This is a genomic window from Streptomyces sp. NPDC059456, assembly GCF_042750055.1.
GTDB lineage: Bacteria > Actinomycetota > Actinomycetes > Streptomycetales > Streptomycetaceae > Streptomyces.
In genome coordinates this window covers 1-2,193 of sequence record NZ_JBHYVA010000985.1, presented here as the reverse complement: position 1 = coordinate 2,193, position 2,193 = coordinate 1, and the positions used below count along the sequence as shown (strand labels likewise).

Here is a 2,193-nt window from a genome sequence, read left to right as displayed (position 1 = left end):
GGGCGCGGGCAGGCGGCGGTTCCTCGCGATCGCGACGGGTGCCGCGGCCACCGCCGCCGGCCTCGGGGCCGTGGCGGGCTGCGCCGACGGGACGGCGGGCAACGGCGAACTCAAGGGCAAGGGCAAGGGGCCTGCCGCCGAGGGCCCGGCCGGGAAGGGCGGGCCGGCCGGGTTCGACGTCAAGGCCGAGAACGCCAAGCCCGGGAACGCCGACTGGCACGTGACGAAGGCCGGCCCGGCAAGGGCCATCGAGGGCTTCGCCGACAAGGTCAGCGTCCTGCCCGGCGAGTCCTTCGGCCTGCACGTGTCCACCACCGCGCCCCGGTTCACCGTCTCCGCGTACCGGATGGGCTGGTACGGCGGCGCCCGGGCCCGGCTGGTCTGGCGCTCCGAGGCACTGCCCGGCGTGCGCCAGCCCGAGCACACGGTGGATTCCGCGACCCGGACGGTCCGCACCCGGTGGCCCCGTACGACGACCGTCGACACCAAGGACTGGCCTGAGGGCTGTTACCTGCTGCGGCTCGACGCGCAGGGCGGCGAGGGGCAGCGGTTCGTCCCCGTCACGGTCCGGTCGGCGGCGGGGGCCGGCCGTACGGTCGTGGTGAACGCGGTGGCGACCTGGCAGGCGTACAACCGGTGGGGCGGCTACGGCAGCTACGACGGTCCCAGCGGCGGCTACGCCTCGCGCTCGCTGTCCGTCACCTTCGACCGGCCGTACGAGTACGACGACGGCGCGGGCCTGTTCCTGGTGTACGAGGCGCCGCTGCTGGCCCTCGCCGAGCGGCTCGGGATACCCCTCGCCTACGCGACGACCACCGACGTGGCACGCGAGAAGCGGCTGCTGGAAGGGGCCGCTGCCATCCTCTCCCTCGGCCACGACGAGTACTGGTCGCCCGAGCAGCGGGCCCACTTCACCGCCGCCCGGGACGCCGGGACCAACATCGCGGTCCTCGGAGCCAACTGCTGCTTCCGCCGCATCCGGCTGGAACCCTCGGACCTCGGGCCGGACCGTACGGTGGTCTGCTACAAGTCCTCCTACGACCAGGACCCCGGATTCAAGCGAGGCCACCCGGCCACCGTGGACTTCCGCTCGGCCCCCGGCGCCGACCCGGAGAGCTCGCTGCTCGGCGTGATCTACGACGGCTACCCGGTGGACGCCCCGTACGTCGTGACCAACCCGGGCCACTGGCTGTTCGAGGGGACCGGGGTGCGGGCGGGCGACCGGTTCGCGCACCTGGTGGGGGTGGAGTACGACAAGGTCAACACCGGGTTCCCGACACCCCGGCCGATCGAGATACTGGCCCACTCCCCGGTGGTGTGCGAGGGCCGGCCCAGCCACCAGGACACCGCGTACTACACGGTGCCGAGCGGCGCGGGCGTGTTCGCCACGGGGACCATGCGCTGGGTGGAGGCGCTGGACGCGACGGGCGACGGGCGCAGCGGGGCCAACCACGGCCTGGACGCGAAGGCGGGCGCCCTGACCACCAGGGTGACGGAGAACCTGCTGCGGGTGTTCGCGGCGGGCCCGGCGGGTCGCTCCCATCCCGCCCAGGACAACGTCAAGGCGGTGTACGGCGGTTCGTCCTGACCGGAATGCGGTGGACTCCGCCCGGAAGGGGTGTTTAGGATCGTGATCACGGCATCGCGTGTCGGTCACCGACCGGGTGAGGCATGGAGGTGCCCGTGATGTGCCTTGCGGAGGCATTCACTCATGTCAGTGCAGCTGAACCACACGATCATCCATTCCCGGAACAACCGGGAGGCCGCCGTGTTCCTGGCGGACATCCTCGGGCTTGAGGTCGGGACCGAATGGGGCCCGTTCGTCCCCGTCGACACCGCCAACGGCGTCACCCTGGACTTCGCGACCGCCCCGGCCGACTCCATCAGCCCCCAGCACTACGCGTTCCTCGTTTCCGAGGAGGAGTTCGACGCGGCGTTCGGGAAGATCCGGGCCGGCGGGGTCCCGTACTTCGCCGACCCGTACATGAAGCGGGCCGGCGAGATCAACCACAACGACGGCGGCCGGGGCGTCTACTTCCTGGACCCGTCGGGCCACGGGATGGAGATCATCACCCGTCCGTACGGCTACGAGGAACCCACGGCCGGATAGCGGGCGTCCGCCCGCCCTGGCGGACATGAACTCCGCGCCGGACGGCGGAACGGCGAACGGCGTCGGGCCCGCCCCCTCAACAG

At 72.3% G+C, this 2,193-nt stretch carries 2 protein-coding genes; both read left to right on the top strand.

Going from position 1 to position 2,193, the window contains the following annotated elements; all coding sequences use genetic code 11:
• Window positions 1-1,588, top strand: a 1,588-nt coding sequence (locus tag ACFXA3_RS41365) for a N,N-dimethylformamidase beta subunit family domain-containing protein (protein ID WP_385196481.1), incomplete at its 5' end; no start/stop codon positions are given.
• 123 nt (window positions 1,589-1,711) lie between these two features.
• Window positions 1,712-2,110 (top strand): VOC family protein, encoded by a 399-nt coding sequence (locus ACFXA3_RS41360; protein WP_385196479.1) that lies wholly within the window; start codon window positions 1,712-1,714, stop codon window positions 2,108-2,110.
• The last annotated feature ends 83 nt before the right edge of the window (window positions 2,111-2,193 follow it).

Coding starts and splice junctions, on each gene's coding strand:
- ACFXA3_RS41360 (WP_385196479.1), top strand. CDS start 1,712: ATGTCAGTGCAGCTGAACCACACGATCATCCATTCCCGGAACAACCGG.